Origin of the sequence: Serratia sp. FDAARGOS_506, assembly GCF_003812745.1 — a bacterium.
Taxonomy (GTDB): domain Bacteria; phylum Pseudomonadota; class Gammaproteobacteria; order Enterobacterales; family Enterobacteriaceae; genus Serratia.
The window spans coordinates 4,662,348-4,684,708 of sequence record NZ_CP033831.1 but is presented as its reverse complement, the minus strand read 5'-3'; the positions used below and the strand labels follow the sequence as shown (position 1 = coordinate 4,684,708).

Sequence of the window (22,361 nt, the reverse complement as noted above, 5' to 3'; positions counted from 1 at the left end):
GCCGTTGGCAACCAACAAAATGGCATAACGGCGATGAAAAACGCGTTGGCGGGCAGGGGCGCAACCCGCGTCAGGCTGCGCCGGTGCGAGAAGCGGTCAGAAGGTGGTGGGGGTGTGTGCGCTGACGATGCGGCAGATGCGCGCCGACGTATTGCTGAAGCTGTGCGGGATGCCGGTGTTGATGGCGTAACTCTGACCGGCGGTCAGGCAGTAGCTCTGGCCGTTGATGGTCAGCACGATCTCGCCCTCCAGCAGGGTGCCGATCTCTTCGCCCTGGTGCTTGATCTTTTCGCCGGTGGTGGTGCCGGGCTGGTAGGTTTCCAGCATCATCGCCAGGTTGCGCGTCGGGCTGCCGTTGTGTACCAGCTTCATCGACACCCCCTGGCTGCCTATCTCAATCAGGTCCTCGGCATCGATCACCACGCGCGGCTCGTCGGCGGCTTCCGGTTCGGCAAAGAATTCAGACAGCGACAGGCCATACACCTTCAGCAGCTTTTGCAGCGTGCTGATGGCCGGGCTGACCTTGTCCTGTTCGATGGTGCTGATCGCACTGTGGGTTAACCCGGACAGTTCGGCGACCCGGCGCTGCGACAAACCCAATTGCTGACGGATCTGCGACAGGCGTTTGCCCGGTGCCAAGCTGGCTTCGCTCATAGCGGTACTTCCTTCTGGTAGGGGCGACAGGCAGACATGAATATCGCTATCGGGCGCCTGTCTGGGCGATAACGATGCTGCATGATATCGGTAGTTAGGGCAGATTTGGAAAATATATTGCCCATGTTCACTCTCGGTGCGTTGGACGAAATAGTTGACGTAAAAAGGACAGTAAGGCCTTTTCGGTCAATATTTTATCAATTTAGCAGCCGGTGGCGAATAATCAAACAGAATTGTAACATTTGCAAACCTATTCTGTTAAGGCTATGTTTCATATTGTGGATGTTATTTTGAGCGCCCAGCAGCGGCGCGGCCTGGCGAGAAATCCAATCATGTGTTGAATCTAACGGCGGACGGGCGCCAACGCGCCTTAAGAGCATAATGGCGGGTGACGTATGCAAACCAATAGCGCAGCAGTTGAACATTTTGCACAGCATCATGAAGAGAGGCGAAGTAGCGCGTTCCAAAATGAGGTTGCTCATTATTTGGAACGCCATCCCGCCACGCAGTATGTCGATATCCTTCTCACCGATCTCAATGGTTCCTTCCGCGGCAAACGCATACCCGTCTCAGGGTTGAAAAAACTGGAAAAAGGCAGCTACTTCCCCGCGTCGGTGTTCGCCATGGATATCCTCGGCAACGTGGTGGAGGAAACCGGTCTTGGGCAGGAGCTCGGCGAGCCGGACCGCATATGCCTGCCGGTGCCCGGCTCGCTGACGCCGTCGGCCGCTGATCCGGAGCATATCGGCCAGGTGCTGCTGACCATGCTGGATGAAGATGGCACTCCCTTTGACGTTGAACCCCGCAATGTGCTGAACCGCGTGTGGCAGGCGCTGCGACAGCGCGGCTTGTTCCCGGTGGCAGCGGTAGAGCTGGAGTTTTATCTCATCGATCGGCAGCGCGACGCGGAAGGCGATCTGCAGCCGCCGTGCGCGCCCGGCACCCAGGAGCGCAACACCCAAAGCCAGGTGTATTCCGTCGATAACCTGAACCATTTCGCCGAGGTGCTGAACGACATCGACGCGCTGGCGAAGCTGCAGGGGCTGCCGGCGGACGGCGCGGTGGCGGAGGCGTCGCCGGGGCAGTTCGAGGTCAACCTGCGTCATACCGACGATATCTTGCTGGCCTGCGACCACGCGCTGGCGCTGAAGCGGCTGGTGCGGCTGGTGGCCGAGAACCACGACATGCACGCCACCTTTATGGCTAAACCCTATGAGGATTACGCCGGCAGCGGCATGCACGTGCATGTCAGCATGCAGGATAGGGCGGGCAACAACCTGTTCGCCGATGCCGAAGGCGAGGATTCACCACTATTGAAGCAGGCGTTGGCCGGGATGATCACCCTGATGCCGGCGTCGATGGCGCTGCTGGCGCCGAACGTCAACGCCTACCGGCGCTTCCAGCCGGGGATGTATGTGCCGATCCAGGCCGCGTGGGGCCACAACAACCGCACCGTGGCGTTGCGGATTCCCTGCGGCGATCCGGAGAACCTCCGGGTGGAGTATCGCGTGGCCGGCGCCGACGCCAATCCGTATCTGGTGATGGCGGCGATCCTGGCCGGCATGCTGTACGGGCTGGACAACGCGCTGCCGCTGCCTGAGCCGGTGACCGGCAACGGGCTGGAGCAGGAGGGGCTGCCGCTGCCGATCCGCCAGAGCGACGCGCTGTACGAGTTTGAACATCAGCATGCGCTGACCCATTATCTGGGCGAGCGTTTTACTCAGGTTTATCACGCCTGCAAGACGGACGAACTGCTGCAGTTTGAACGGCGGGTGACGGAAACCGAGATCGACTGGATGTTGAAAAATGCCTGAATGGGCGTATAAAGTAAGAGGTATGTGCGGGCGACTGGCCTGCCGGTAGCGGATTAATTCGCCTGCCGGGCCGGTTTTCCGTCCGATCGACAAAAAGAATTTGTATTTGAGGGCTTCCGGATCTTGTCATCCGGAGGCATTCTGGTGCAAAATATCTCAAATGCAGATAGCCGACGTTTTGAAAGCGTCGGTTATTTTTTTTGCATTTAGCTTTACCAACGTAGCGTTTCATACACCAAGCGAGGCCGGACACCGATCCGGATAGATAAATAGTTTCGTGCACGATCAAACAAAACTTTATGGTCGTGACTCATGAGGATTAGAAAGATGGGGCAATTTTTCACTTTAGCACCGGTGCCCGCCGGTTTCCGCTGTGGCCGCAGCGACTATGGAGCAGCCGAGGTTTCCTCGACCCGTTATCCAGCTTACAATCCCCTTCTTTTAGAATTAAGTCGCTCGTTGCGAAGTTTCCCCGCAACCTTAAGTCTTGGCGTGTCCGCCATCCGCAAGGCTCAAGGTAAGGGGGGGCTGAACAATGTCCGATAACACCCTCAACGCCGCTCCGGCTCAGCGCACTCAGCTGCGTAAAACCCTGACTTTGGTTCCGGTAGTGATGATGGGCCTGGCTTATCTGCAGCCAATGACCATCTTCGATACCTTCGGCATCGTATCCGGCCTGACCGATGGTCACGTCGCGACCGCGTACGCCTTCGCTCTGCTGGCGATCCTGTTTACCGCCCTGAGCTACGGCAAGCTGGTGAAGAAGTTCCCTTCCGCCGGTTCTGCCTACACTTACGCCCAGAAAGCCATCAGCCCGCACGTCGGCTTTATGGTGGGCTGGTCATCGCTGTTGGACTACCTGTTCATGCCGATGATCAACATTTTGCTGGCCAAGATTTACCTTGAAGCGATCTTCCCGGGCGTCCCGTCCTGGATCTTCGTGGCGGTGCTGGTCGGGTTGATGACGATTTTCAACCTGCGCGGCATCAAGCTGGTGGCTAACCTGAACTCCATCATCGTGGTGGTGCAGGTGGCGATCATGATCGTGTTCCTCGGCCTGGTGATCAACGGCATTTACCACGGCGAAGGCGCCGGTACGCTGGTCAGCAGCCGCCCGTTCTGGTCCGATAACGCTCACGTGGTGCCGATGATTACCGGCGCGACCATCCTGTGCTTCTCGTTCCTGGGCTTCGACGGCATCAGCTCGCTGTCCGAAGAGACTAAAGACGCGGAGAAAGTGATCCCGAAAGCCATCTTCCTGACGGCGCTGATCGGCGGCATCATCTTTATCGTGGTGTCTTACTTCGTGCAGCTGTACTTCCCGGACATCTCACGCTTCAAGGATCCTGACGCGTCGCAGCCTGAAATCATGCTGTACGTGGCGGGCAAGTTCTTCCAGTCGGTGATCCTGGTGTTCTCCTGCGTGACGGTATTGGCGTCCGGCATGGCGGCGCATGCGGGCGTTTCGCGTCTGATGTACGTGATGGGCCGCGACGGCGTATTCCCGACTCGCTTCTTCGGCTATGTGCATCCGAAGTGGCGTACCCCGGCGCTGAACGTGCTGTTGGTTGGCGCCATCGCGCTGTCCGCGGTGTCGTTTGACCTGGTGACCGCGACCGCGCTGATCAACTTCGGTGCGCTGGTGGCCTTCACCTTCGTCAACCTGTCGGTGATCTCGCAGTTCTATATTCGCGACAAGATGAACCGCACCGTGAAGGACACGTTCAACTACCTGATCCTGCCGGTGATGGGCGCACTGACCGTCGGCGCGCTGTGGATCAACCTGGAAGCCAGCTCGATGACGCTGGGCCTGGTTTGGGCGACCATCGGTCTGATCTACCTGGCCGTCGTCACCCGCAGCTTCCGTCTGCCGGTGCCACAAGCGAGCGAAGACGCCGCCTAAGCGCGAGCCTCTCCTCAGCCACAAAAAAGGCCGCTTTCGCGGCCTTTTTCTTTCTGTTTGCTGCGGGTTTACCCCACCAACTCTTTGCCGTAATCGAACAGCGCTTTCAGCAGGGCGGTTTTCTCTTTATCGCCTTCGTGCAGGTTATACAGCGATTCGAGCTGCAGCAGGTAACTCTGCACGCGCTCCGCGCTCAACGCTTCCTGGCGGTGCTGCAGCCAGCGGCGCTGTTCGGCATCGTCCAGCGTATTCGGGTAGTTACGCGCGCGGAAGCGGAACAGCAGCTCTTTCATGCGGCCGTCGCTGAAGGCCAGATCCAGCGCTGGCAGGTTCTGCGGCTTGGTCTGCTGAATAATCCTCATCGCCGCCTTGTCGGCGTCGCTGAAGAAGCCGTCGTACAGCCGGGCGTCGACGTCGTCGGAACCTTTGAACGGCTCGGCTTCGGCGAACAGCGCCACCACTTTCTCGCGCACTTCCGGGTGCTGTTTCAGCAGCTGCAGGTTCTGCAGGCAAGCCTGACGATCGATGCCCAGCCGCTCGGCGTTCTCCGGCAGCAGGGTTTTGGCCGGTGCCAGCACCGGGCATTTGTTAATGTGCACCAGCTTGATTGGCACCGGCGCCTGATCCGGCGCCAGGTCGTCGCGGCGGGTATACAGGCGTTCACGCAGCTGCTCGGCGCTCAGCGTCAGCAGCGGCGTCATATCGCCGGCGAGATCGCACATGATCACCGCGTTCTTGTTGTCCGGGTGCCAGGCCAACGGCGACACCCAGCTGGTGTTGCCGCGTGCTGCACCGAACATGCCGGAGACATGCACCAGCGGCGTCATTTCGGCGACGTCGATCAGGGCGTTCAGCTTGTGTTTGTTGCGGTGTTGCAACAGGAAATCGAACAGCCGCGGCTGCGCCTGCTTGACCAGCTTGGCCATCGCGATGGTGGCGTAAACGTCCGACATCGCGTCGTGAGCCTGCGTGTGCTCGACGCCGTTGGCGCGCGTCAGGTGTTCGAGGCGGAAGCTGGGGAAGCCATCTTCGTTTTCCGGCCAGACGATGCCGTCCGGGCGCAGGGCGTAGCAGGCGCGCATCACATCCAGCAGATCCCAGCGCGAGTTGCCGTTTTGCCAGCTGTAAGCATAGGGATCGTAGAAGTTGCGATAGAAGATATTGCGGCTCACTTCGTCATCGAAGCGGATGTTGTTGTAACCGAGAATGCAGGTGCCGGCCACGCTGAAGGCCTGATGGATTTGGCGGGTGAACTCGGCCTCGTTAACGCCTTTGGCGCGCGCCACTTGCGGCGTGATGCCGGTGATCATCACCGCCTCGGGTTCCGGCAGGTAGTCGTCGGCCGGGGCGCAGTAGATGACCAGCGGTTCTTCGATAATGTTGAAATCCATATCGGTGCGCACGCCGGCGAACTGCGCCGGGCGATCCAGCGACGGGCTCTTGCCGAAGGTTTCGTAATCGTGAATATAAAATGTGGCCGTTGCCTTGCTGCTCAAAATCGCGTCTCTTCAGTGGCGGATACAATATGCCCCTATTGTAACGGCGTGGGGAGCGATGCCAAGCGGCGGTTAGCGAAATGCGCGCAATTACGCACGGCGATAATAATCCAGCCGTTGATGAAAGTAGGGGAGCAGGTGGTCGGGGATCTGTTGTTCCGTTTCCGCCTGGGTCGAGGCGATGCCGTAGCGCTCGTTGTAGATCACGCTGATGGCCAGCAAATCGGTTTCTATTTTTTCGCGTTGTGCCTGCGGTAAGCTATCCAGCTTTCGAGCCATCGTTATCTCCCTGTTAACCTTAGGGCATAATAGGATCGTTAGCGGGTCTTGTCCCTACCCATTCCGGGGGGCGATGGATGCCTGAGCGCCTTGCTGCGAGCAGGGGGCCAGGCTGTGGCGCACGGCGAACTCACTCTGTGGCTGGTGCGCATTGAGGTGATTCGCCCGGTTATACAGCGAACAGGCACCGTCGATCACCGCTACCCAAAACAGGGTGCACAGCAGCAAAACCCCCAACCAGGCTTTTTGGTTATAGGTCATAAGTCCTCCACGGACGAGAAGAGAAATAACATTGACCGTTAAATTAAATCAGGGGCTACATCAATGGTATTTAAACAGTAGGGAGTAATCGCAATGCGCGTCCGACTCTTTTGTTACGAAACCCATGATGGATGTTTCAAAAGATTCCTTAAGATAATATTAAGAAAATTGAGTTAGGGCGCCGTAATTCTATTTAATATTTGTTTAATTATCCGCAGATACAATCTTCCATATTCAATGCCAATGTGGGTGACAATTATGAAAACGCTACTGTTGACCGGCGCTACCGGCTTTCTCGGTGGTGCAGTTCTCGAAAAATTATTGATTGAAAATCAGGCTATTAATTATCTTTTGCTGGTGCGTGCCGATGATGCGCAGCAGGGGTTGGCCCGTATTCGCGCGAATATGGAAAAATTTAATATCGATGCGAACCTGCTGTCTAAAATTACGATAGAAAATATATTGTTGGGCGACCTTTCCGAACCGGCCGACTTTTTAACTGACGCACGTATTAACAATGTCACGCACGTTATTAATTGTGCAGCCGTTGCTTCATTTGGTAATAACCCGCTCATTTGGAAGGTAAACGTAGAAGGCACTCTGGCCTTTGCTGAAAGAATGGCGCAGGTGCCGGGATTAAAACGCTTCCTGCACGTCGGTACCGCCATGTCCTGTTCGCCGGAGCCGGGTTCGCTGGTGGCGGAGAGCGGCGAGTTTGAGGAAGACGCCGAGCACCTGGTGGAATATACGCGTTCCAAATCCACCATCGAACAGCTCATGCGCCAACGCTGCCCGCAAATGCCGCTGACCATCGCTCGTCCGTCGATCGTGGTGGGGCACACCCGCCTGGGCTGCCAGCCTTCCAGCAGCATTTTCTGGGTGTTCGGCATGGCGCTGATGCTGCGCAAGTTCATGTGCTCGCTGCAGGACAATATCGACGTGATCCCGGCGGATTACTGTGCGGATGCGCTGGTGATGCTGATGAACAGCGAAACGTTGGAGAACGACGTTTATCACATCTCCGCCGGCGTGGAGAGCAGTGTCAGCTTCGCCGAAATTGATAACGCCATGGCGGCCGCGCTGGAAAAAGCGCCGGTGGGCGATGAGTATGCGCAGGTGACGTATGACGCGCTGGTGAAAATGCGCCGCCAGCTGAAAGACATTTTCGGCCCGTGCAACGAGCGGCTGATGCTGAAGGCGATGCGCCTGTACGGATCGTTCGCCATGCTCAACGTGCGTTTCAGCAACGAGAAGATCCTCAAGCTGGGTATGCCGAAGCCGCCGCGCTTCACCGACTACATCGCCGGTTGCGTACAGTCGACCCGCGGGCTGTCTATCCAGCAGCAGATGGTGGTGGACTTCAAATAACCGCCGGGCGCAACGGGCGCCCGAGGTTGTTGTCCGTTACCAGGACGAAGAGGACCAGAAGACGCGGCCGAGCACTACCAGTTGCTCTTTGCGCTGCTGATAGCTGAGGTGCTCGTCCTGGTACTCTTCCCGGTTGAGGGAACGGATGATGACGCCACCGTCCGGTTGCTCGATCAGCACCTTCACCCGCAGCAAATTGCCGTGGCGGATGGCGTAGGTCTTGCCTTCCCGGATGCGCGTATCGTCGGTGTTGATGCCGACGACGTCGCCGTCCTGCAGGCGCGGTTCCATGCTGGAGCCGGAGATGCGGATGATGCGTGCGGCGTTGACCGCCACTCCCATCTTGTGCAGATAGTAACGGCGGAAGATCAGCGAAAACTCCTCGCGATCGACGATTTCATAGCAGCCGTCGCCGGCGGAAAAATCAATATCCAGCAGCGGGATCTCCACAAACTCTTCCTTGTCCTGTTCGGTATCTTCCCATACCACCGGTTTTAAACGGGCGGGCTGGAAGTCCGACTCCGCCGCCACGTTGTCAAACGGGCGCACCAGCTGCTTTTCATGAAATACGTCGAACCAGCCCTTGGGCAAATTCAGCCTGGCCTCGATCCGCCTGGCCAAATTGTCGCCAAGATTGCGGGAGGATTTTTCCCCGATGATTTGGCTCAGCGTTGGCGCGGAAGATTCAACCAGCGTGGCGAACTCATTCTGATTGACGCCTTGCCGGGCGTAGCGGGCCATCAATTCGCGCAGATTGTTGCGCCTGATTTCTTTAGTTTCCATCGTTCGATGATCGCACTCTTTAGCAAAAAGGTAAATAACGGTTTTGCTAAAAAACACTTGCGCATAATTTAGCAATTAGCTAAAACAAAAAGGGTGGGCCAAAGGTTCACCTGTGCGGGACGGCCTGTCATGATGAGAGGCCGCTCAGTGAAATCAAACGAGAGAGGGACTTTACGATGTACAAGATTGATTACAATAGCTACCGATCGGTCGCCAGCTTTGGCCACCGCGTGCGCTTTCTGGTGCTGCACTACACGGCGCAAAACTTCGCCGACTCGGTGAAGTCGTTGACCGGAAAATCGGTCAGCGCGCACTATCTGGTGCCGGATCCGACTGAAGCCAGCTATCAGGCCGCCGGCTTCAGCGGCGTGCGTATTTTCAACCTGGTGGACGAGAATGAGCGCGCCTGGCATGCCGGCACCAGCCAGTGGGGCACCCGCAGCAATATCAACGACACTTCGATCGGCATCGAGATCGTCAACCTGGCGAGCGGCGATGGTGAAAACATCACTTTCCCGCCGTTCAACCCGCAGCAGATCGAGGCGGTCACCCAGCTGGCGCAGAACATCCTGCAGCGTTATCCGGACATCTCGCCGGTGAACGTGGTGGCGCACTCCGATATCGCGCCGGGCCGCAAGAGCGATCCGGGCCCGCAGTTCCCGTGGCAGCAGCTGTATCAGGCCGGCGTCGGCGCCTGGTATGACGAAGCGACCAAGCAGCAACGCCAGCAGGAATACTGCCGCCAGGGGCTGCCTGCGCAGGCCGAGCTGTTGAAGCTGTTCACCCAATACGGCTACGACACCTCGGCGGCAAATACCGCAGAAGGCTATCGCCAACTGGTGCGCGCGTTCCAGCTGCACTTCCGTCAGCAGAAGTATGACGGCGTGATGGATGTCGAAACCGCCGCCGTTCTGCGCGCGCTGGTCGACAAGTACGCCGCCTGAGCCTGACCGCGAATGGGGGACGCCTCATTCGCCTTTTCCTCGCTGGGCTTCCTCCGTTAAAATAGCGGCCTGGTGGTCTTTATCGGAGGCATCGTGCGCCTCGATCGAAAAATCTCTTCCCTTGAATTGCTGACCTATCGCCACTATCGCATCGTCCACGGCGTGCGCATCGGGCTGGCGTTTATCCTGACCTTTCTGCTTATACGCTTGCTGGCGGTGCCCGAAGGCACCTGGCCGCTGATCACCCTGGTGGTGGTGATGGGGCCGATCTCGTTTTGGGGCAATGTGTTGCAGCGGGCGCTGCAACGCATTGCCGGCACGGTGTTCGGCGCCGCCTCCGGTCTGATCGCCTTATATCTGGAACTCTATTCGCTGCCGTTGATGCTGGTCTGGTGCGGCGTGGTGATGTTCGTCTGCGGTTACCTGACGCTCGGCAAACGGCCGTATATGGCGCTGCTGGTCGGGATCACGCTGGCGGTGGTGTGCGGCGCGGGTGCCGGCGACATGCATACCGCGTTGTGGCGCAGCGGCGATGTGATCTTCGGCTCGCTGCTGGCGCTGTTGTTCACCAGCATCTATCCACAGCGCGCCTATATTCTGTGGCGCATGCAAATGGCGGACTGCCTGCAAACCGCCGCTCGTATCTACGGCGCGTATTTTTCGCCGAACGTCATTGAGCGGCCGCGGCTGGAGCCTCAGCTCAAGGAGCTGTTGAATCAGGTAGTGAAGCTGCGCAGCCTGATCGTGCCCGCCAGTAAGGAAACCCGCATTCCCAAAGCGGTGTTCGAGGCGGTGCAAACCCTCAGCCGTAATTTGGTGTGTACGCTGGAGCTGATGGCCGACGCCTATTGGGCCTCGCGCGAAACGCACTTCATCATGTTGAACGCCCGCACGCTGCGCAGCACCCAACTGTTGACGCTGAGCTCGCTGGAGTCGCTGGCGCTGTTGATGCGCGAAGGACCGCAGGCGCAGCGGCAGGCAGCGGCGGGGCAGCTGACGGAGATCGCCGGCGAGCTGAAAATGCTGATGCGGGAGGTCAGCCTCGGCCAGCACGGCGAAGCGCCGATTTACGGCTATGTCTGGCTCAGCATGGAGCTGGCGCAGCAGCTGGAAGAACTGGGGGATCTGCTTCAGGTCTGCACCGCTGCAGGGCGTGAATAAGGGGTCAGATCATGAAGGCGGCGCTTTGGGTTTTGGCCGCCGGGGCAAAGTGGGTAAGATAAGCAATCACTGTTGTGCCGGACCGCCACAAACCTGTATCTTGGTGCCATGTGGCCGTAAGCAAATGAATCTGTGTATTACTAAAGCAAGGGTATAAAGATGGATAATGCAAATAAGCCGAGTTTCCAGGACGTGCTGGAGTTTGTGCGTATGTTCCGCCGCAAAAACAAACTGCAACGCGAGATCGTCGACAACGAAAAGAAAATTCGTGATAACCAGAAGCGCGTGCTGCTGCTCGACAACCTGAGTGAGTACATCAAGCCCGGCATGAGCATTGAAGACATTCAGGGCATCATCGCCAACATGCGCAGCGACTACGAAGATCGCGTTGATGACTACATCATCAAAAATGCCGATCTGTCCAAAGAGCGCCGCGAGCTGTCCAAAAAGCTGAAAGCGATGGGCGAAGTGAAGTAACCCGCTCTAGCGGGCCGGGCATCCTGCCTGGCCCGCATCCTTATTCTGCCTGATTTGCCGTTCTTGCCGACACTGCCGTTTCCGTTGGGGCGTTCCCCGGCGGCCGAAGGCGCCTCCCCATCCTGCAGGCTCTGCAGGTGACCGCCGGGGAACGTTTGTTACTGCTCCGCGCCGTACATGTCGAAGTCGAAATACTTGTCGTTGATTTTCTTGTAAGTGCCGTTGGCGCGGATCGCCTGCAGCGCGGCGTTGAAGGCGTTAAGCAGCGCGGTATCGTCTTTGCGCACCCCGATGCCGTCGCCGACGCCGAAGTATTTGCTGTCGGTCAGCTCGGCGCCGATAAAGGCAAAGTCTTTGCCGCCGGGGGTTTTGAAGAACTCGCTGGCGCTGACGCTGGCCAGCAGCGAAGCGTCCAGCCGGCCGTTGGCCAGATCTTCATTCACCTCCTGTTGGCTTTGGTAGGCGACCACGTTGACGCCGGCCGGGCGCCACAGCGCATTGGCGTAGGCCTCCTGGCTTGAGCCTTGCTGCACGCCGACCGATTTGCCCTTCAGCGAGGCGACGGTAGGCTGCAGGTTGCTGCCCTTATGTGCCACCAGCCGCGCCGGGGCGTTGGAGACTTTGCTGGAGAAAGCGATCTGCTGCTGACGCTGCGGCGTGATGGTCATCGACGAGGCGATGGCGTCGAATTTTTTCGCCTGCAGGCCGGGGATCATGCCGTCCCAGCTGCTTTCCACCCACACGCATTTGGCCTGCATCTGATCGCACAGCGCTTGGGCGATATCGACGCCGAAGCCGGTCAGCTTGCCCTGCGGGTTTTTATACTCCAGCGGCGGAAAGGTGGGATCGATGCCCAGCTTGATCACTTTGCCGCTGAATTCACCGCTCAGCGCGGGAAAACTCGCTGCCAGCGGCAGCAACAACAACAGCCCTTTGATGGTTTTCATGTCATTTCCTCAGCGTTGGCGATTAAACTGCGGGACGAGCCAAAAAGCGCTCGACCAATTTGACCCAGTAGGTGGCGCCCAGCGACAGACTGTCGTCGTTGAAGTCATAACCGGGGTTGTGCAGAGAATTGCCCGGCGTGGCGGGGCCGTTGCCGATCGAGATGTAGCTGCCCGGGCACTTCTCCAGCATAAAGGCGAAATCTTCGCTGGCGGTGAACGGCCGCAGCGTGGGGATAACCCGGCTCTCTCCGGCCCATTCCAGCGCCACCGCGCGCGCCAGCTCGGTTTCTGCCTGATGGTTCACCAGCACCGGGTAGCCGTGCTGATAGTCGATCTCCGCGCGGGCGCCGAAGCTGGCGGCCTGCGCCGTGACCAGCTCGGTGATGCGCTGCTCCAGCCGCTCACGCACCGCCGCCGTCAGCGCGCGCACGCTGAGCGTCAGGGTGGCGGTCGCCGGGATTACGTTGGCGGCCTGGCCGGCCTGCATCGCCCCCACGGTGACGATCGCCGTTTCCTGCGGATCGATATTGCGCGCCACGATGGTTTGCAGGCTCATGACGATGGCCGCGCAGGCCACCACTGGATCGACGGTGCTCTGCGGCACTGCGCCGTGGCCGCCGTGGCCGTGCAGAGTGATGTGTACCGTATCGGCCGAGCACATGAAGGGGCCGCTGGCGAAGCCCAGGTGGCCGGTGGAGAAGCCGGGCACGTTGTGCATGGCGAACACCGCGTCGCAAGGGAAGCGCTCAAACAGGCCGTCTTCAATCATCACTCTGGCGCCGCCGCCGCCTTCTTCCGCCGGCTGAAAGATCAGGTGCAGCGTGCCGCTGAAGTTTGGCTGCCGCGCCAGATAGCGCGCCGCCGCCAGCAGCATGGCGGTGTGCCCGTCGTGGCCGCAGGCGTGCATCACTCCGGAATGGGTGCTGGCGTGCGGTAAACCGGTCGTTTCGGCGATCGGCAGGGCGTCCATATCGGCGCGGATGCCGAGCGATCTTCCCGGCCCGCGCTGCAGTGTGGCGACAACGCCGGTTTGTCCTACGCCTCGCGTGACGTGGTAACCCCATTCCTCCAGCCGCTGCGCCACCAGATCCGACGTTGCGAACTCCTGGAAGCCCAGTTCCGGGTGGGCGTGAATATGGCGGCGAAGCGCGACCATCTCATCATGAACGGCGGCGATCTCAGGCAGTACGAGTGAAGGGCTCATCACGGTCTCCGGCAAAAGGGTCCCGGCCAACGGGCGGGGAGCGGGGCAGAGGGGGTAGGCATCGAGACTAGCAAACTCCGTTTTTGCCGGGTAGCCGCCGTTCGGTTATGCTGACAACCAATGATTGTCAGGAGGTGAACATGAAACTGCACCAACTGCAGGCGCTGGTGGCCAGCGCCGACAGCGGCAGCATTCGCGCTGCGGCACGGCATCTGGGGCTGTCGCAGGCGGCGGTGACCCGCGCACTGCGTGAACTGGAGCAGGAGCAGGCGCTGCCGCTGCTGATCCGCACCCCGACCGGGCTGGGATTTACCCCCTACGGCAAAACCCTATTGGCGCACGCCCGGCTGGTGTTGAATCAGCTGGAGCAGGCGCAGGGCGAAATGGCGGCGCTGCGCGGGCGAACGGCGGATCTGGTCAAGGCGGCGATCACCCCCTGGCTGATGCTGACGGTGTTGCCGCCGGCGGTGATGGCATTTCGCAGCAAGGCGCCGGCGGTGCGGCTGGAACTGTCGGAAAGCCTGATGGCCAACGCCCAGTCGCAGCTGCGCGAGGGCACGATGGATTTCGCCATCACGCCGCTGCCGGCGTCGTCGGCGCCGCAGGAGTTTCACTGCGAACCGCTGCTGGAGTATGAAACGGCCTACATGGTGCGGCGCGGCCACCCGCTGGCGCACAGCACCTCGCTGCACCAGTTGCTGGAGCAAGATTGGGTGATGAGCTATACCCAGGAAAGTTTCGATGCGCTGCTCGACGCGGTGTTCCACCGCCACGGCGTGCGCCTGCCGCACCAGCGCATTATTCAGGCGCATTCGTTCGGCATGCTGCAAGCGCTGGTGGAATCCGCCGAGATGTGCACCTGGTGCCCGCGGCCGATCGCCGCGCTGCCGCAGTTTGCCTCCCGCCTGCAGCCGCTGGCGCTGCGGGAAAGCGGCCAACCGACGCAGCTGAATATCGTCACCCGGCGCAACAGCATTCTGAGCGCCGCCGCCCATACGTTTATCGACACACTGGTGCGCACCCTGCGCCAGCAGGCGCGATCGTCACGGCCGGAAGACCGCCAGATCTACGATCGCGTACGCCTGCTGATGTAGCGGAACTGCCTGGATCGACGATCCCGTAAATGGGATCGCGATCCGTATTTGTAGCATTTTTAGCCGCAATGTTAACGATATGTGATTTTGCTCAAATAATTATTTTTGCAGCTTTGGTTATATGTCGTCATATGTTCACGTTGTCATTTTTAGTTATCGGGATGTGTCATGATTAATCTATTGAAATTTATAGTTTTATAGTATTGATTGTTTTTTGTTAGATAAAAATGACAACGTCAACATTTATAAGATTCAAGCATTTAACGAGTGTATTGGAGGAAGAGATGAGCCAGTTGCCGGAAAAAATGCGCGCGGTCGTTTGCCATGGCCCGCAGGACTATCGTTTCGAACAGGTGCCCACGCCGCTGCCGAAGGCGCGCGAGCTGGTGATCAAGGTGGAAGGCTGCGGCATCTGCGCCGGCGACTGCAAGTGCAAGAACGGCGCGCAGATGTTTTGGGGAGAGAACCCGTGGGTTAAACCGCCGGTGGTACCGGGGCACGAGTTTTACGGCCGCATCGCCGCGCTGGGCGAGGGCGCGGAAGGCAAATACCAGATCGGCGAGCGGGTGATCGCCGAGCAGATCGTACCGTGCTGGGAGTGCCGTTACTGCAAATCCGGCAGTTACTGGATGTGTGAGACGCATAACATTTACGGTTTCCAAAAAGACGTGGCGGAGGGCGGCATGGCGGAGTACATGCGTTTTTCCGAGAACGCCATCGTGCACAAGATCCCGGAAAGCCTGAGCCATGAAGATGCGGTATTGATCGAGCCGATGGCCTGCGCCATCCACACCGTGGCGCGCGGCGACATCCAGCTGGACGACGTGGTGGTGCTGGCCGGCGCCGGGCCGCTGGGGCTGTGCATGGTGCAGGTGGCGCGCCTGAAAACGCCGAAGAAACTGATCGTGATCGACGCCATCGACGAGCGGCTGGCGCTGGCGAAGGAGTTCGGCGCCGACGTGGTGATCAACCCGCTGAAGGAAGACGCCGACCAAATCGTCAAATCGCTGACCGGCGGCTACGGCTGCGACGTGTATATCGAGGCCACCGGCGCGCCGATCGGTGTCACCCAGGGGCTGCAGATGATCCGCAAGCTGGGCCGCTTCGTGGAGTTCAGCGTGTTCGGCAAGGAAACCACCGTCGATTGGTCCATCATCGGCGATCGCAAAGAGCTGGACATTCGCGGCGCGCACCTGGCGCCCTACAGCTACGAAATCGCCATCGATCTGTTCGAGCGCGGGCTGGTGACCTCAAACGGCGTGGTCACCCACAGCTATTCATTGAACGACTGGGACGAAGCCTTCGCTCTGGCGGACTCGACCGATTCCATCAAGGTGATCCTGGTTCCCTGACCCTCCCGCCGTACCGCTGTTGCAGTCACGACCGCCGGCCCGTCCGCAACGGAGGGGCCGGCCGGTCGGCCAAACGTAAAGACATGCTGTTGCTCTGATAACCACAACAAGAAGCTTCCCTACAGGAGAATTGGCTATGTTTTCATTTTTCAAAAAGACTCTGCCTTTTATCGTCGCCGGTGGAATGTTGGCGGCCAGCCATGGGGCGCTGGCCAAGCAAATCACTATCGGTATGTCGTTCCAGGAAATGAACAACGACTACTTCGTCACCATGAAACAGGCGCTGGATCAGGCGGCGGCGGATATCGGCGCCAAGGTGTACGTGGCCGATGCACGCCATGACGTCGCCAAACAGATCGGCGACGTGGAGGACATGCTGCAGAAGAAGGTGGATATCCTGCTGATCAACCCGACCGATTCGGTGGGGGTGCAGTCGGCGGTGATCTCCGCCCATAAGGCCGGCGCGGTGGTGGTGGCGATCGACGCCCAGGCGGAAGGGCCGCTGGACTCGTTCGTCGGCTCGGAAAACTACGACGCCGGTTTCCAGGCGGGCGAATACCTGGCGAAAGCGCTGGGCGGCAAAGGCAAGGTGGCAATCCTCGACGGCATCCCGGTGGTGCCGATCCTGGAGCGCGTGCGCGGCTTTGAAGCGGCGATGAAGAAATACCCTGACATCAAGATCGTTACCAAGCAAAACGGCAAGCAGGAGCGCGACACCGCGCTGACCGTGACCGAAAACATGCTGCAGTCGGCGCCGGATCTGGCGGGCATCTTCAGCGTCAATGACGTCGGCGCGCTCGGCGCCCTGGCGGCGATCGAAAGCAACGGCGCCAAGGTCAAGCTGGTGAGCGTCGACGGCCAGCCGGAAGCCATCAAAGAGATCCTCAAGCCGAATTCGCCGTTCATCGCCACCTCGGCGCAGTTCCCGCGCGACCAGCTGCGCATCGCACTCGGCATTGCGCTGGCCCGCTACTGGGGCGCCACGGTGCCGAAAACCGTGCCGGTCAAAGTGAAGCTGATCGACCGCAGCAATGCGGCCGGCTTTAGCTGGTAACAGCGGCCAGGTTCGCCCCGCTGCGGCGGGGCGTTCGGCGCGGAGGGCAATGCGGTGACACCTTTACTGGAACTGAAGCGAATAAAAAAGAGCTTTCCCGGCGTGAAGGCGCTGGACGGCATCGATCTGGCCATTCAACGTGGCGAAGTGCACGCCCTGCTGGGCGAAAACGGCGCCGGCAAATCGACGCTGGTGAAAATCATGTGCGGCATTTATCAGCCGGACGAGGGCGATATTTTTATCGACGGCGAGCAGCGCCGCTTTAACAACTATCGCCAGGCGATTGAGGCCGGCGTCGGCATTATTTTTCAGGAATTCTCGTTGATTCCCTACATGAGCGCCATCGACAACATCTTCCTCAACCGGGAGATCAGGAACCGCTGGGGCCTGCTGGATCGGCGGGCGATGCGGCGCAAGGCCGAGGCGATCTTCAAGCGGCTGACGGTGGCTATCGATCTCGATTGCCCGGTGGAGCAGCTGAGCGTGGCGCAGCAGCAGTTTGTGGAGATTGCCAAGGCGCTGTCGCTGGAGGCGCGGGTGCTGGTGCTGGACGAACCGACCGCCACGCTGACGCCGGGCGAGGCCGAGCACCTGTTCAGCGTGATGAACGATCTGCGGCTGCTGGGCGTCGGCATGGTGTTTATCTCGCACCACCTGGACGAGATCTTCACCATCTGCGATCGCATCACCGTGCTGCGCGACGGTGCCTACATCGAAACGCTGGCCACCGGCGACACCAACGTGGAAGAGCTGGTGCGGCTGATGGTCGGGCGCAAAATCGAGAACGCCTTCCCGGTGAAACAGCACCCGGTCGATACCGCGACGGTGCTGCTGGAGGCGGAGATCCAGCGCGAGAAGCACGGTGCGACCGACCGCTTCCACCTGCACAAGGGCGAAATCCTCGGCTTCGCCGGGCTGGTGGGCTCCGGGCGTACCGAGACCGTCTCGGCGCTGATCGGCGCCAGCCGCTGCCACCGCAAACGCGTCACCCTCGGCGGCCAACCGGCGGCGCTGCGCTCCCCGGCGCAGGCGCTGGCGCAGGGCATCGGCCTGCTGCCGGAGAGCCGCAAAACCGAGGGCCTGGTGCTGCCGTTTTCGGTGGCGCAGAACATCACCCTCAACCGGCACCACCGGCGCGGCAAGATCTTCGTCAGCGCGCGCAAGGATCGCGACGTGGTGCAGCGGCTGATCCGCGCCGTGGGGGTGAAAACCCCGGACGCCGAGACCGCCGTCAGCACCCTGAGCGGCGGCAACCAACAGAAGGTGGTGATCGCCCGCTGGCTCAACAACGACTGCAACATCCTGATCTTCGACGAACCGACGCGCGGCATCGACGTGGGCGCCAAGGCCGAGATCTACCAGCTGATGCAGCAACTGACCCAGCAGGGTATCTCCATCATCATGATTTCCTCCGAACTGCCGGAGATCATCGGCGTGTGCGACCGCGTGCTGGTGTTCCGCGGCGGCCACATCGTCGCCGAGCTGACCGGCGACGACATCGAATCCAACCACATCATGCTTCACGCGACCGGGAGTGCCTTATGATCGGAATTGAACAACCCGCCGTGGCGCGCCGCGCCGCCGGCCCCAGTCTCGGCAAGCGCTGGGACAAACTGCTGCATCACCCGGCGATCTTGCCGTTTATCGGCTTCGCTGTCCTGTTCGTATTGATGAGCCTGCTGAACGACAGCTTCCTCAGCGTCAACAACCTGACCAACGTGGCGCGCCAGGTGTCTATCAACGCCATCATCGCGGTAGGCATGACCTGCGCCATCCTGACCGGCGGCATCGATCTCTCGGTGGGGCCGGTGATGGCGCTGGCCGGTTCGGTCGCCGCCGGGCTGATGCTGGCGGCGGTGCCTATCCCGTTGGCGATGGTGGCGGCGCTGGCGGTCGGCGCGCTGTTTGGCCTGGCCAACGGCGCCTGCATCGCCTACCTGCGCATGCCGCCGATCATCGTCACCCTGGCGTCGATGGGCATCGCTCGCGGCCTGGCGCTGCTCTATACCGGCGGCTACCCGATCTCCGGCCTACCCGACGTCTTCTCCTTCTTCGGCCGCGGCACGGTGCTGGGCATCCAGGTGCCGATCCTGATCATGCTCGGCGTGTACGTGTTGGCCTGGCTGATGCTCAACCAGCTGCCGTTCGGCCGCTACGTCTACGCGATGGGCGGCAACGAAGAGGCGGCGCGCCTGAGCGGCATCCGCGTGCCACGTTACAAAATGTTGGTATACGTGATCAGCGGCCTGACCGCCGCGCTGGCCGGGCTGGTGCTGACCTCGCGCCTGATGAGCGGGCAGCCCAACGCCGGCGAAGGCTTCGAGCTGGACGCCATCGCCGCGGTGGTGCTGGGCGGGGCGGCGATCTCCGGCGGGCGCGGCGCCATCGTTGGCACGCTGGTGGGGGCGATGATGCTCGGGGTGCTCAACAACGGCCTCAATCTGATGAACGTGTCACCGTATATCCAGAACGTGGTGAAGGGCGGCATTATCCTGGCCGCCATCTACCTCAGCTCCGTGCGGCGCAAATAGGAGGCGCGATGTCAGTCTTTCTTGGCATAGACGTCGGCGGCACGGTGATCAAGGCCGGGCTGTACCGGGCAAGCGGCGAAGAGCTGGCGATCGCCGAGCGCGACGGCGCGGCGATTGCCGCCCGGCCGGGCTTCAGCGAACGCAATATGGACGCGCTGTGGGATGACGTGTGTGCGGCGATCCGCCAGACGCTGCACGCGGCGGGGCTGGAGGCCGGGCAGGTGCGCGGCGTCAGCTTCTCGGCGCACGGCAAAGGGCTGTACGCCATCGATCGCCACGGCAAACCGGTCGGCAACGGCATTCTCTCTTCGGACAACCGGGCGGCGGCCACGGCGGCTGAGCTGCGCCGCGCCGGGGTGGACGCGCAGACCTACCCGCGCAGCTTGCAGCCGCTGTGGCCCAGCCACCCGGCGCTGCTGCTGCGCTGGCTGAAGCAGCAACAACCGGCGCAGTACGCCGCCGTCGATCGTATCCTGATGGCGCACGACTACCTGCGCTTTCGCCTCACCGGCGAGGCGGCGGCCGAGGTGACCAATATCTCCGGCAGCAACCTGTTTAACCAGCGCAGCGGCGCTTACGATCCGGTGCTGCTGGCGGCCTTCGGCATCGAAGAGGCGCAGGAGAAGACCGCGCCGGTGATCGGCTCGGCGCAGCTGGCCGGGCGGGTGACGGCCGCGGCGGCGGCGCAGTGTGGTCTACGAGTAGGCACCGCGGTGTATGGCGGCCTGTTCGACGTGGTGGGCGCGGCGCTCAGCTCCGGCGTGGCCGACGATCGTACGCTCAGCGCGGTGGCGGGCACCTGGTCGATCGCCACCTGCGTGACCGAGCGCATCATTCCCGCCGAGTACCCCTACGCCTGGGGGCGCTACTGCATCGACGGCCGCTATTTCGTGCACGAAGGCAGCCCGACCTCAGCCGGCAACCTGGCCTGGTTCCTGCGCCAGTTCTGCGCCGACGACCGGCAGCGCTACGCCCAGTTCAATGCCTGGGTGGCCGAGCGCCGCGAGCAGCCCAGCGGGCTGCTGTTCCTGCCTTATCTGTACGGCTCCAACCTCGGCGGCAACACGCCGGGCGGGCTGATCGGCCTGAGCGCCCACCACGAGATGGCGGACGTGGTGCAGGCGATCTACCAGGGCATCGTGTTCTCGCACCTGATCCATCAGGAGCGCATGGTGCAGCTGAACCCGCGCATCGAGCGGGTGCGCATGACCGGCGGGCCGACACAGTCCGAGGTCTGGATGCAGATGTACGCCGACGCCGGCAACCTGCCGCTCGAGGTGGTGGAAACCCGCCAGAGCGGCTGTCGCGCCGCCGCCCTGTGCGCCGCCGTCGGCGCCGGGGAGTACGCCGGGTTCGCCGAAGCGATCGCCGCCGCGCCGCCCAAGCTGCGCTGTTATTATCCCGCGACCGCCGCCCATCGGCGCCTGCGCGCCCAGCAGGCGCGCTATCTGGCGGTCGCCCAGGCTTTGAGTGAGGTGACTGATGCAAACGACTAACGCCGCCTGTCTGGGGCTGTATGAAAAGGCGCTGCCCGCCGATCTGAGCTGGCCGCAGCGGCTGGCCACCGCCGCCGAGCTGGGCTTTGAGTTCGTGGAGATGTCGATCGACGAGCAGCCGGCGCGCCAGCAGCGGCTGGACTGGGATCGCCGCCAGCGGCTGGCGTTTATCCAGGCGCGGCTCGACAGCGGGGTGACGGTGCCGAGCCTGTGCCTGTCGGCGCACCGGCGCGATCCGTTCGGCAGCGCGGACGCCGCCACCCGCGAACGGGCGCGGGTGCTGATGAGCAAGGCGCTGGAACTGGCGACGGATCTCGGCATCCGCAACATCCAGCTGGCGGGCTACGACGTCTATTACGAACCCGCCGATCGCCACAGCCGCGAACGCTTTATCGAGGGCATGCAGTGGGCGGCGGCGCAGGCCGCCAGGGCGCAGGTGATGCTGTCGGTGGAGGTGATGGACACGCCGTTCATCAACAGCATCAGCAAATGGCGCGACATCGCCCGCCATGTCAACTGCCCGTGGTTCACGGTGTATCCCGATCTCGGCAACCTCAGCGCCTGGGGCAACGACGTCGCCGCCGAGCTGGCGCTGGGCATCGGCAGCATCACCGCCATACACCTCAAAGATACCGTCGCGGTGGGGCCGGGCAGCGCCGGGCAGTTCCGCGACGTGCCGTTCGGCGAGGGCTGCGTGGATTTCGCCCATGCCTTTTCCGTGCTCAACGCGCTCGGCTATCGCGGCCCCTACCTGCTGGAGATGTGGGCGCGCGAAGACGGGCAGGATAAGCAACGTATCGCCCAGGCCAAGGCCTGGATCGAACAACAGATGATCGAGGGAGGCATCGCATGCTGAACGAACTCAAGCGGCAGGTGCTGGCCGCCAACCTTAGCCTGCCGGCGTACGGGCTGGTGACCTTTACCTGGGGCAACGTCTCGGCAATCGACCGCCAAAGCGGGCTGGTGGTGATCAAGCCTTCGGGCATCGCCTACGAGGCGATGACGCTGGAAGATCTGGTGGTGGTGGATCTGGAGGGCAAGGTGCGCGAAGGGCACCGCAAGCCCTCATCCGACACCGCCACCCACCTGGCGCTGTACCGCGCCTTCGCCGAGATCGGCGGCGTGGTGCACACCCACAGCCGCAATGCCACCATCTGGGCGCAAGCCGGGCAGCCGATCCCGGCGCTGGGTACCACCCACGCCGACTACTTTTACGGCGACATTCCCTGCACCCGGCCGATGAGCGAGGCGGAGATCGCCGGGGATTACGAAGGGGAAACCGGCAAGGTGATCATCGAGACCTTCAACCAGGCGGGGCGCGATCCGCAGCAGGTGCCGGGGGTGCTGGTTTATTCCCACGGCCCGTTCGCCTGGGGAAAGAGCGCGGCGGATGCGGTACATAACGCGGTGGTGCTGGAAGAGGTGGCGATCATGGCGATGGCGACGCGCCAGCTGGCGCCGGCCATCGCCCCGATGCAGCCGGAGCTATTGGACAAACATTTCCTGCGCAAGCACGGCAAACACGCTTACTACGGGCAATAGC

Annotated in this window: 22 protein-coding genes; 14 read left to right on the top strand and 8 right to left on the bottom strand. The window is 61.3% G+C overall.

Translation table 11 applies throughout. The annotated features are described in order from the left end of the window. Window positions 1–96 precede the first annotated feature (96 nt). Entirely contained in the window at window positions 97–654 is a 558-nt protein-coding gene (gene puuR, locus EGY12_RS22700) for an HTH-type transcriptional regulator PuuR (RefSeq protein ID WP_038877865.1), read from the bottom strand. A 197-nt stretch (window positions 655–851) separates the two neighbouring features. Further along, window positions 852–1,136, bottom strand: a complete 285-nt coding sequence (locus EGY12_RS23415) for a hypothetical protein (protein WP_172962887.1) — start codon at window positions 1,134–1,136, stop codon at window positions 852–854. On the opposite strand from EGY12_RS23415, the gene EGY12_RS22695 reads away from it, so the two are divergent. Both EGY12_RS22695 and EGY12_RS22685 read left to right on the top strand, forming a co-directional pair. Further along, window positions 1,050–2,468 (top strand): glutamine synthetase family protein, encoded by a 1,419-nt coding sequence (locus EGY12_RS22695; RefSeq protein ID WP_123895459.1) that lies wholly within the window; start codon window positions 1,050–1,052, stop codon window positions 2,466–2,468. The genes EGY12_RS23415 and EGY12_RS22695 overlap by 87 nt on opposite strands. Before the next feature lie 535 nt (window positions 2,469–3,003). Next, on the top strand, window positions 3,004–4,371 hold the full coding sequence (locus EGY12_RS22685) for an APC family permease (protein WP_049200519.1): 1,368 nt from the start codon (window positions 3,004–3,006) through the stop codon (window positions 4,369–4,371). Window positions 4,372–4,439: 68 nt separating this feature from the next. Here EGY12_RS22685 and sbcB read toward each other — a convergent pair whose 3' ends face one another. From sbcB to EGY12_RS22670, 3 genes are all read right to left on the bottom strand, one after another. After that, complete coding sequence (gene sbcB / locus EGY12_RS22680) at window positions 4,440–5,867, bottom strand: exodeoxyribonuclease I (RefSeq protein WP_033635248.1); 1,428 nt, start codon at window positions 5,865–5,867, stop codon at window positions 4,440–4,442. A gap of 90 nt (window positions 5,868–5,957) precedes the next feature. Further along, window positions 5,958–6,146, bottom strand: a complete 189-nt coding sequence (locus EGY12_RS22675) for a DNA polymerase III subunit theta (RefSeq protein WP_049200522.1) — start codon at window positions 6,144–6,146, stop codon at window positions 5,958–5,960. 54 nt (window positions 6,147–6,200) lie between these two features. After that, window positions 6,201–6,407, bottom strand: a complete 207-nt coding sequence (locus tag EGY12_RS22670) for a hypothetical protein (RefSeq protein ID WP_123895458.1) — start codon at window positions 6,405–6,407, stop codon at window positions 6,201–6,203. Window positions 6,408–6,665: 258 nt separating this feature from the next. Here EGY12_RS22670 and EGY12_RS22665 point away from each other — a divergent pair, with 258 nt between their 5' ends. After that, on the top strand, window positions 6,666–7,775 hold the full coding sequence (locus tag EGY12_RS22665) for an SDR family oxidoreductase (protein WP_123895457.1): 1,110 nt from the start codon (window positions 6,666–6,668) through the stop codon (window positions 7,773–7,775). Window positions 7,776–7,811: 36 nt separating this feature from the next. Here the strand turns inward: EGY12_RS22665 and EGY12_RS22660 are convergent, their stop codons facing one another. Further along, window positions 7,812–8,558, bottom strand: coding sequence for a helix-turn-helix transcriptional regulator (locus EGY12_RS22660; protein ID WP_019453597.1), 747 nt, complete (start codon window positions 8,556–8,558; stop codon window positions 7,812–7,814). Between the two features lie 176 nt (window positions 8,559–8,734). Between EGY12_RS22660 and EGY12_RS22655 the strand changes: the two genes are divergently transcribed. The 3 genes from EGY12_RS22655 (at window position 8,735) to tmaR (ending at window position 11,140) form a co-directional block, all read left to right on the top strand. Beyond that, on the top strand, window positions 8,735–9,502 hold the full coding sequence (locus EGY12_RS22655) for an N-acetylmuramoyl-L-alanine amidase (RefSeq protein ID WP_123895456.1): 768 nt from the start codon (window positions 8,735–8,737) through the stop codon (window positions 9,500–9,502). 93 nt (window positions 9,503–9,595) lie between these two features. Continuing rightward, window positions 9,596–10,663, top strand: a complete 1,068-nt coding sequence (locus tag EGY12_RS22650; protein WP_123895667.1) for an FUSC family protein — start codon at window positions 9,596–9,598, stop codon at window positions 10,661–10,663. Between the two features lie 159 nt (window positions 10,664–10,822). Then, on the top strand, window positions 10,823–11,140 hold the full coding sequence (gene tmaR / locus EGY12_RS22645; RefSeq protein WP_004935612.1) for a PTS system regulator TmaR: 318 nt from the start codon (window positions 10,823–10,825) through the stop codon (window positions 11,138–11,140). Between the two features lie 158 nt (window positions 11,141–11,298). Here the strand turns inward: tmaR and EGY12_RS22640 are convergent, their stop codons facing one another. Then, window positions 11,299–12,087, bottom strand: coding sequence for an ABC transporter substrate-binding protein (locus tag EGY12_RS22640; protein ID WP_123895455.1), 789 nt, complete (start codon window positions 12,085–12,087; stop codon window positions 11,299–11,301). A gap of 22 nt (window positions 12,088–12,109) precedes the next feature. Next, window positions 12,110–13,291 carry a M20 aminoacylase family protein gene (locus tag EGY12_RS22635; RefSeq protein ID WP_123895454.1) on the bottom strand — a complete coding sequence of 394 codons (1,182 nt, stop codon included), beginning with the start codon at window positions 13,289–13,291 and terminating at the stop codon, window positions 12,110–12,112. Window positions 13,292–13,431: 140 nt separating this feature from the next. Here EGY12_RS22635 and EGY12_RS22630 point away from each other — a divergent pair, with 140 nt between their 5' ends. From EGY12_RS22630 to araD, 8 genes are all read left to right on the top strand, one after another. Continuing rightward, window positions 13,432–14,385 carry a LysR family transcriptional regulator gene (locus EGY12_RS22630; RefSeq protein ID WP_123895453.1) on the top strand — a complete coding sequence of 318 codons (954 nt, stop codon included), beginning with the start codon at window positions 13,432–13,434 and terminating at the stop codon, window positions 14,383–14,385. Between the two features lie 284 nt (window positions 14,386–14,669). Continuing rightward, window positions 14,670–15,737, top strand: coding sequence for a zinc-binding dehydrogenase (locus EGY12_RS22625; RefSeq protein WP_123895452.1), 1,068 nt, complete (start codon window positions 14,670–14,672; stop codon window positions 15,735–15,737). Between the two features lie 136 nt (window positions 15,738–15,873). Then, window positions 15,874–16,791, top strand: coding sequence for an ABC transporter substrate-binding protein (locus EGY12_RS22620; RefSeq protein WP_019453590.1), 918 nt, complete (start codon window positions 15,874–15,876; stop codon window positions 16,789–16,791). 54 nt (window positions 16,792–16,845) lie between these two features. Continuing rightward, on the top strand, window positions 16,846–18,336 hold the full coding sequence (locus EGY12_RS22615; RefSeq protein ID WP_123895451.1) for a sugar ABC transporter ATP-binding protein: 1,491 nt from the start codon (window positions 16,846–16,848) through the stop codon (window positions 18,334–18,336). Then, the gene (locus EGY12_RS22610) at window positions 18,333–19,322 is read left to right on the top strand and encodes an ABC transporter permease (RefSeq protein ID WP_123895450.1); all 990 of its coding nucleotides are present in this window, start codon (window positions 18,333–18,335) and stop codon (window positions 19,320–19,322) included. The genes EGY12_RS22615 and EGY12_RS22610 overlap by 4 nt, the downstream gene beginning before the upstream one ends. 8 nt (window positions 19,323–19,330) lie before the next feature. After that, entirely contained in the window at window positions 19,331–20,818 is a 1,488-nt protein-coding gene (locus EGY12_RS22605; protein ID WP_123895449.1) for an FGGY-family carbohydrate kinase, read from the top strand. Further along, window positions 20,805–21,674, top strand: coding sequence for an L-ribulose-5-phosphate 3-epimerase (locus EGY12_RS22600; protein ID WP_123895448.1), 870 nt, complete (start codon window positions 20,805–20,807; stop codon window positions 21,672–21,674). Before EGY12_RS22605 ends, EGY12_RS22600 begins: the two co-directional genes overlap by 14 nt. Further along, window positions 21,668–22,360: an L-ribulose-5-phosphate 4-epimerase gene (araD, locus tag EGY12_RS22595; protein ID WP_123895447.1), complete on the top strand. Its 693-nt coding sequence runs from the start codon at window positions 21,668–21,670 to the stop codon at window positions 22,358–22,360. The genes EGY12_RS22600 and araD overlap by 7 nt, the downstream gene beginning before the upstream one ends. Window position 22,361 lies beyond the last annotated feature (1 nt).

Coding starts and splice junctions, on each gene's coding strand:
- puuR (WP_038877865.1), bottom strand. CDS start 654: ATGAGCGAAGCCAGCTTGGCACCGGGCAAACGCCTGTCGCAGATCCGT.
- EGY12_RS22695 (WP_123895459.1), top strand. CDS start 1,050: ATGCAAACCAATAGCGCAGCAGTTGAACATTTTGCACAGCATCATGAA.
- EGY12_RS23415 (WP_172962887.1), bottom strand. CDS start 1,136: ATGAGCAACCTCATTTTGGAACGCGCTACTTCGCCTCTCTTCATGATG.
- EGY12_RS22685 (WP_049200519.1), top strand. CDS start 3,004: ATGTCCGATAACACCCTCAACGCCGCTCCGGCTCAGCGCACTCAGCTG.
- EGY12_RS22675 (WP_049200522.1), bottom strand. CDS start 6,146: ATGGCTCGAAAGCTGGATAGCTTACCGCAGGCACAACGCGAAAAAATA.
- EGY12_RS22670 (WP_123895458.1), bottom strand. CDS start 6,407: ATGACCTATAACCAAAAAGCCTGGTTGGGGGTTTTGCTGCTGTGCACC.
- EGY12_RS22665 (WP_123895457.1), top strand. CDS start 6,666: ATGAAAACGCTACTGTTGACCGGCGCTACCGGCTTTCTCGGTGGTGCA.
- EGY12_RS22660 (WP_019453597.1), bottom strand. CDS start 8,558: ATGGAAACTAAAGAAATCAGGCGCAACAATCTGCGCGAATTGATGGCC.
- EGY12_RS22655 (WP_123895456.1), top strand. CDS start 8,735: ATGTACAAGATTGATTACAATAGCTACCGATCGGTCGCCAGCTTTGGC.
- tmaR (WP_004935612.1), top strand. CDS start 10,823: ATGGATAATGCAAATAAGCCGAGTTTCCAGGACGTGCTGGAGTTTGTG.
- EGY12_RS22640 (WP_123895455.1), bottom strand. CDS start 12,087: ATGAAAACCATCAAAGGGCTGTTGTTGTTGCTGCCGCTGGCAGCGAGT.
- EGY12_RS22635 (WP_123895454.1), bottom strand. CDS start 13,291: ATGAGCCCTTCACTCGTACTGCCTGAGATCGCCGCCGTTCATGATGAG.
- EGY12_RS22630 (WP_123895453.1), top strand. CDS start 13,432: ATGAAACTGCACCAACTGCAGGCGCTGGTGGCCAGCGCCGACAGCGGC.
- EGY12_RS22625 (WP_123895452.1), top strand. CDS start 14,670: ATGAGCCAGTTGCCGGAAAAAATGCGCGCGGTCGTTTGCCATGGCCCG.
- EGY12_RS22620 (WP_019453590.1), top strand. CDS start 15,874: ATGTTTTCATTTTTCAAAAAGACTCTGCCTTTTATCGTCGCCGGTGGA.
- EGY12_RS22610 (WP_123895450.1), top strand. CDS start 18,333: ATGATCGGAATTGAACAACCCGCCGTGGCGCGCCGCGCCGCCGGCCCC.
- EGY12_RS22605 (WP_123895449.1), top strand. CDS start 19,331: ATGTCAGTCTTTCTTGGCATAGACGTCGGCGGCACGGTGATCAAGGCC.
- EGY12_RS22600 (WP_123895448.1), top strand. CDS start 20,805: ATGCAAACGACTAACGCCGCCTGTCTGGGGCTGTATGAAAAGGCGCTG.
- araD (WP_123895447.1), top strand. CDS start 21,668: ATGCTGAACGAACTCAAGCGGCAGGTGCTGGCCGCCAACCTTAGCCTG.